Genomic DNA, 6704 nt, shown 5'->3' with positions numbered 1-6704 from the left:
CTGGATCCCGGATCTCCTTCCGCTGACGCTTCGGTCGTCCGGGACAGGGGAGTGGCTCACGAGACGCCGCGCATCTCCCGGCACCCCGTCAAGGCATCGTCATCACGTGGCGGCATGGGTCAGAACAGCTTCTTCAGCTCGCCCTTCAGGATCTTGCCGTTCGGGTTGCGCGGCAGGATCTCGTCGTGGAGCAGGACGCGGACCGGCACCTTGAACGAGGCGAGGCGGGCGGCCACGAAGGCGCGCAGTTCCTCCTCGCTGGCCTCCGCGCCGCGGGCGATCGCCACCACGGCGCCGGGCTCCTCGCCCAGCGTCGGATGCGGGATGCCGACGAGGGCGGCGTCGACCACCGCCGGGTGCTCGTAGAGGACGCTCTCGACCTCGCCGCAATAGATGTTCTCGCCGCCGCGGATCAGCATGTCCTTGGCCCGGTCGACGATGGTGACGAAGCCCTCGGCGTCGATCCGCGCCAGGTCGCCGGTGCGCAGCCAGCCCTCGCGCATCACCTCGGCATCGGCGTCGGGCCGGTTCCAGTAGCCCGCCACCACGTTCGGGCCCTTGACCCACAATTCGCCCACCTCGCCGGCGGGCAGGGTGGTGCCGTCCGGATCCGTCACCCGGGCCTCGCAGACCGGCAGCGGCGGGCCGCAGCTGTCGGGGCGGTGGACGTAATCCTCGCCCTGGTGGTGGGTGAAGGTGCCGGAGGTCTCGGTCATGCCCCAGCCGGTGGCGGGCTGCGCCTTCGGGAAGGCGGCGCGCAGGCGCCGCACCAGCTCGGCCGGGGCCGGGGCGCCGCCATAGCTGATCGTCTCCAGGGAGGAGAGGTCGTGGGTGCCGGCCGCCATCCCGTCGAGGAGCTGGAAGGCGATCGTCGGCACGCCGCCGGCGCTGGTGCAGCGCTCGCGCTCGATCAGCGCCATGGCGCGGGCGAGGTCCCAGCGCCGCATCATCACCAGGCGCCCGCCGCGAAACAGGGTCGGCACCAGGGTGGCGAAGCAGCCGGTGACGTGGAAGAGCGGGATCGACAGAAGGGAGACCTTCTGGGGCGCGGCCGGATCCGGCACCGGCACCGGCTCGCCCCGGCGCAGGAAGGCCCGGGCCGCCGAGAACGGATGCGCCATCACCCCGCAGGCGCCGGCCCGGTGGGTGCCGATCGCGCCCTTCGAGCGGCCGGTGGTGCCGGAGGTGTAGAACAGGGTGGCGACGTCCTCGGGGCCGACCGCGACCTCCGGCAGCGTTCCCTCCGGCAGCCCGGCCCAGTCGGCGACCGGGCCGATGATGTCGGACAGGCTCTCGGTGCCGGGCGCCGCGGGCGCGCGGGCGAGGAGCACCCGCGCGAGGGCCGGGTAGGCGGCGCGGCGCTCGCCGATGCGGGCCCAGCGCTCCTCGTCCACGATGGCGACGGACGCGCCGGAATCCAGGAAGCCGTGATCGAGCTCGGGGCCGGTCCACCAGGCGTTGAGCGGCGTGACGACCGCGCCGGCCAGGATCGCGGCGAAGAACGCCACCGGCCATTCCGGCAGGTTGCGCATCGCCACCGCCACCCGGTCGCCGGGCCGGACCCCGCCGCGGATCAGGTCGGCGGCGAGCGCCAGAGTGGCGCGGCCGAACGCCTCGAAGGTCGCGCGCTCGTCCTCGTAGACCAGGAAGGTTTTTTCGCCATGCGCCCGCCCGGCGACGAAGACGTCGCGCAGGGTCAGCGGCGCGTTGGCCCAGATCCGGGTCGGCACGCCGCGGATCGGGGTCTCGGCGACGGCGAAGGGCGATCCGGGCGCGGTCAGCCGGGCCGTCGCCTCGGCGAAGGAGAGGGCGGGCCAGAGCGGCGCGGTCATGGGCGGCGCGGTCATCGGCGGGCTCGTGATCGGTGGATTCTCGGGGGATTCTCGGGCGATGCGGGAGGGGACGAGCGCTCAGGTGATGGTCTGGCCGCCGTCGATCACGATGCTCTGGCCGGTCATGAAGGCGCCGGCCGGGCTCGCGAGGAAGACCGCGGCCCCGGCGATCTCGTCGGGCTGGCCGATGCGGGCGAGCGGCGTGCGCGCCGTGTAGGCGGCGCGGGACTTCGGGTCCTCCCACAGGGCGCGGGCGAAGTCGGTCTGGATCAGGCCGGGCGCGATGCAGTTCACCCGCACGTTGTGGGCCCCGAGCTCGACCGCGAGGTTGCGGGCGAGCTGGAAATCGGCCGCCTTCGAGACGTTGTAGGCGCCGATCACGCCCGAGCCCTTCAGGCCCCCCACCGACGAGACCAGGATGATCGACCCATCCCTGCGGGCGATCATGCCGGGGGCGCAGAAGCCGATCAGCCAGTGGCTGGCGATCACGTTGTTGTCGAGGATCTTGCGGAACTGGTCGTCCGAGATGCCGCTCATCGGCCCGTAATACGGGTTCGAGGCGGCGTTGCAGACCACCGTGTCGATGCGGCCGAACCGGTCCTCGGTGCCCTTGGCGAGCCGTTCCAGGTCGCTCTTCGACGAGATGCTGGCGGGGATCACGACGGCGCGCTCCTCGCCGTGACGGGCATTGATCGCCTCGGCCACGGGCGCGCAGGCCTCGGCCTTGCGCGAGGAGACGACGACCTTCGCGCCGTGCTCGGCCAGGCGCTCGGCGATGGCCCGGCCGATGCCGCGGGACGAGCCGGTGACGATGGCGACGCGGCCGGTCAGATCGAAGAGCGGCGTCTGCATGGGGCGTCCTCCCGGGTGGGCCTTTGCCAAAACAGGCCTTGCTTTTGCGCCGACCTTAGCCCCGTATGACGATTAAGCAAGCCGCCTTTTCGAAAACGCGGCGACGGGGAGGGACGAACGCGGGACTTACCCCTCGTTCGGGTCCCGGTTTCGGAGCCCTTGCGGCACCATACCCAATCCCCGATAATGAGGCAGAACCCCACGCTGCCGTGAAGAGCGGCGGCGGGACCATCGGAGGAACCGGGATGCGGGAAGCCGTCATCGTCGCCACCGCGCGCACCCCCATCGGCAAGGCCTATCGGGGCGCGTTCAACGACACGCAAGGACAGGCGCTCGGCGGCCACGCCATCGCGCATGCCGTGCAACGCGCGGGCATCGACCCGGCCGAGATCGGCGACGTGGTGATGGGCGCAGCCCTCCAGCAGGGCTCGACCGGCGGCAACATCGCCCGCCAGGCGGCGCTGCGGGCGGGCCTGCCCGAGACGGTGGCCGGCATGAGCCTCGACCGGCAATGCGCCTCGGGCCTGATGGCGATCGCCACCGCGGCGAAGGAGATCATCACCGACGGGCTCGCCGTCGCGGTGGGCGGCGGTCTCGAATCGATCTCGCTCGTCCAGAACGACAAGGCGAACCGCTTCCGCGGCCAGGACCCGTGGCTCGTCGAGCATGTCCCGGCGATCTACATGACGATGATCGAGACCGCCGAGACCGTGGCGCAGCGCTACGGCATCGGCCGCGAGGCGCAGGATTCTTATGCCCTGCAATCGCAGCAGCGCACCGCGCGGGCTCAAGGAGAGAACAAGTTCGCCGACGAGATCGTGCCGATGGACGCCCGCATGGCGGTGGTCGACAAGGCGACCGGCGCGGTCTCGCACAAGGACGTGACGCTCGCCCAGGACGAGGGCAACCGGCCCCAGACCAAGCTCGAAGACCTCCAGGGCTTGAAGCCCGTCTTCAAGGACGGCCTGCGGATCAAGGAAGGCCGGTTCATCACCGCCGGCAATGCCAGCCAGCTCTCCGACGGCGCGGCGGCGGTCGTGCTGATGGAGGCGCGCGAGGCCGAGCGCCGCGGCCTGCAACCGCTCGGCGCCTATCGCGGCATGGCGGTGGCTGGCTGCAATCCGGACGAGATGGGCATCGGCCCGGTCTTCGCGGTGCCCAAGCTCCTCAAGCAGCACGGTCTTAAGGTCGAGGACATCGATCTCTGGGAGCTGAACGAGGCCTTCGCCAGCCAGGTGCTCTATTGCCGCGATAAACTCGGCATCCCGGACGAGCGCCTGAACGTCAATGGCGGCGCGATCTCGATCGGGCACCCCTACGGCATGTCGGGCGCGCGGATGACCGGGCACATCCTGCTGGAAGGCCGCCGCCGCGGCGCCAAGTACGGCGTGGTGACGATGTGCGTCGGCGGCGGCATGGGTGCCGCGGGCCTGTTCGAGATCTACTGAACCTGCCACCATCCCGGCTTCGCGACGGCGCCCGCCAAGAGGCGCCCGGAGGAGACCGGCAGAGGGATTTTTTGGGATATGGCGCAAGCTTCCAACGCCCAAGGTACGCCGACCAACGACAACGTCGTCTCGACCGCCCGCGAGGGCGCGGTCGCGGTGCTGACGCTGCAATCCGGCCCGGTCAACGCGCTCGGCACCGCGCTCCGCCAGGGCCTCCTGGCGGCGGTCGAGGCTGCGGAGGCCGATCCCGCCGTGACGGCGATCGTCCTGATCGGCGGCGGCCGGATGTTCTCGGCCGGGGCCGACATCACCGAGTTCGGCAAGCCGCAATCGGGCATCAGCCTGCCCGACCTCCTCAACCGCATCGAGGCGGTGGGCAAGCCGGTCGTCGCGGCGATCCACGGCAACGCGCTCGGCGGCGGGCTCGAGACCGCGCTCGCCTGCCATTACCGGGTCGCGGTGCCCTCGGCCAAGGTCGGCCTGCCGGAGGTCAAGCTCGGCATCCTGCCGGGGGCTGGCGGCACCCAGCGCTTGCCGCGGGTGGTCGGGCCGCGCAAGGCCCTCGACGTCATCGTCGGCGGCTCGCCGATCGGCGCCAAGGCGGCGGCCGCGATGGGGCTCATCGACGAGCTGGCACCGGAGGACGGGCTTCGCGCCCACGCGGTCGCCTTCGCCGAGCGGGTGGTGGCGGAAGGCCGGCCGCTCCTGAAGATCCGCGACCGCGACGACAAGATCGCCGAGGGGCGCGAGAATCCGGGTCTGTTCGCGGCGTTCCGCGAAGAAAATGCCCGCAAGACCCGCGGCTTCGAGGCGCCGGAAGCCTGCATCGCCTGCATCGAGGCGGCCTGCCGGCTGCCCTTCGACGAGGGGCTGGCCTTCGAGCGCGCGGAATTCCAGAAGCTCGTCTCCGGCACCCAGTCGGCGGCGCAGCGCTACGTGTTCTTCGCCGAGCGCCAAGCCGCCAAGATCCCGGACGTGCCGGACGACACGCCCGCCCACCCCATCGCCCGCGTCGGCGTGATCGGCGCCGGCACGATGGGCGGCGGCATCTCGATGAACTTTTTGAACGCCGGCATCCCGGTGACGATCGTCGAGACGAAGCGCGAGGCGCTGGATCGCGGCCTCAAGACCATCCGCACCAACTACGAGAACACCGCCAGGAAGGGCCGCCTCAAGCCCGAGGATGTCGAGACCCGGATGGGCCTCCTCACCGACACCCTGGAGCTCGAAAAGCTCGCGGAATGCGACCTCATCATCGAGGCCGTGTTCGAGGATATGGGCATCAAGAAGGAAATTTTTTCCAAGCTCGACACCATTGCGAAGCCCGGCGCGATCCTGGCCTCGAACACCTCCTACCTCGACATCGACGCCATCGCGGCGATGACGAACCGGCCGGCCGACGTGATCGGCATGCACTTCTTCTCGCCGGCCAACGTCATGCGGCTCCTGGAGGTGGTGCGCGGCGAGAAGACCGCCAAGGACGTCATCGCCACCGCGATGCAGCTCGGCCGCAAGGTCGGCAAGATCCCGGTGCTGGTCGGCGTCTGCCACGGCTTCGTCGGCAACAGGATGCTGGCCCAGCGCCAGCGCGAGGCCAATCGCCTGATCCTGGAGGGCGTCACCCCCTGGGACGTCGACCGGGTGGTCTACGAGTTCGGCCTGCCGATGGGCCCGTTCACGATGAGCGACCTCGCCGGCCTCGATATCGGCTGGAGCCGGGAGACCAACAAGTCGGAGAGCGTGCGCGACCTCCTCTGCGAGCAGGATCGCCGCGGCCAGAAGACCAGCGCCGGCTTCTACGACTACGATTCCAAGCGCAAGGCGACGCCCTCCACGGTCACCGAGGAGATCATCGCGCGTGTCGCCGAGCGCCAGGGCGTGAAGCGGAAGGCCGCGACCGACCAGGAGATCCTGGAACGCACCCTCTACCCGATGATCAACGAGGGCGCGAAGATCCTCGAAGAGGGCAAAGCGATCCGGGCCTCGGACATCGATATCGTGTGGATCAACGGCTATGGCTGGCCGGTCTATCGCGGCGGCCCGATGTTCTGGGCCGACACGATCGGCCTGCCCAAGGTGCTGGAGCGCCTGCGCGCCTACGAGGCCGAGTACGGCGAAGACTTCAAGCCGTCGGCCTTGCTGGAAAGACTGGCGGCCGAGGGCAAGGGCTTCAAGGACCTGTAGCGTCGTTCGACCCTCCCCCCTCTGCCGCAGGGTCGTCCGGGGAAAAGAAGGATGCGGGTCGTCTCCTCTCCCCGCGGGCGGGGAGAGGGCCGTGTCTCCGTTCAGGAGACACGGCAAGCGGAGGCGAAGCCGAAGCGAGGGTGAGGGGGTGGTGCCGGATGAGGCTCCTCCGGAAACACCCCCTCACCCTCGCGGCGAACCTGCGGTTCGCAGCTCCCCGAGCCCCTTCGGAGCTCAGGCCTCTCCCCGCCCGCGGGGAGAGGGGAAACCCGCGCCGTTTCCGTTCCCCGGACACTCCCCCGCAGAGGGGGGCGGGTTCGGCGAGGCGGCATCGATCTGGGCAATGAAATCGGTGGAGAAGGTCCTTCGGCCGGCAGCGCACGCGTGG

The 6704-nt window shown here is 70.5% G+C and carries 4 protein-coding genes; 2 read left to right on the top strand and 2 right to left on the bottom strand.

What is annotated here, in order from left to right; all coding sequences use genetic code 11:
• Window positions 1–119: 119 nt before the first annotated feature.
• Window positions 120–1847, bottom strand: coding sequence for a class I adenylate-forming enzyme family protein (locus QR78_RS11090; protein WP_048427578.1), 1728 nt, complete (start codon window positions 1845–1847; stop codon window positions 120–122).
• A 63-nt stretch (window positions 1848–1910) separates the two neighbouring features.
• Window positions 1911–2684 (bottom strand): SDR family oxidoreductase, encoded by a 774-nt coding sequence (locus QR78_RS11085; RefSeq protein ID WP_048427577.1) that lies wholly within the window; start codon window positions 2682–2684, stop codon window positions 1911–1913.
• Window positions 2685–2929: 245 nt separating this feature from the next.
• Here QR78_RS11085 and QR78_RS11080 point away from each other — a divergent pair, with 245 nt between their 5' ends.
• Both QR78_RS11080 and QR78_RS11075 read left to right on the top strand, forming a co-directional pair.
• Window positions 2930–4132, top strand: a complete 1203-nt coding sequence (locus QR78_RS11080) for an acetyl-CoA C-acyltransferase (protein ID WP_048427576.1) — start codon at window positions 2930–2932, stop codon at window positions 4130–4132.
• 78 nt (window positions 4133–4210) lie between these two features.
• Window positions 4211–6316 (top strand): 3-hydroxyacyl-CoA dehydrogenase NAD-binding domain-containing protein, encoded by a 2106-nt coding sequence (locus tag QR78_RS11075; RefSeq protein ID WP_082173744.1) that lies wholly within the window; start codon window positions 4211–4213, stop codon window positions 6314–6316.
• Window positions 6317–6704: the final 388 nt, after the last annotated feature.

This window comes from Methylobacterium indicum (assembly GCF_001043895.1).
In the GTDB taxonomy this organism is placed as follows: Bacteria; Pseudomonadota; Alphaproteobacteria; order Rhizobiales; family Beijerinckiaceae; genus Methylobacterium; species Methylobacterium indicum.
The sequence above is the reverse complement of the archived record's forward strand: the minus strand, read 5'-3'. Positions and strand labels throughout refer to the sequence as shown.

What these genes read in the sequence shown, in the direction of transcription:
- QR78_RS11075 (WP_082173744.1), top strand. Translation starts at nt 4,211, where the DNA reads ATGGCGCAAGCTTCCAACGCCCAAGGTACGCCGACCAACGACAACGTC.
- QR78_RS11085 (WP_048427577.1), bottom strand. Translation starts at nt 2,684, where the DNA reads ATGCAGACGCCGCTCTTCGATCTGACCGGCCGCGTCGCCATCGTCACC.
- QR78_RS11090 (WP_048427578.1), bottom strand. Translation starts at nt 1,847, where the DNA reads ATGACCGCGCCGCCCATGACCGCGCCGCTCTGGCCCGCCCTCTCCTTC.
- QR78_RS11080 (WP_048427576.1), top strand. Translation starts at nt 2,930, where the DNA reads ATGCGGGAAGCCGTCATCGTCGCCACCGCGCGCACCCCCATCGGCAAG.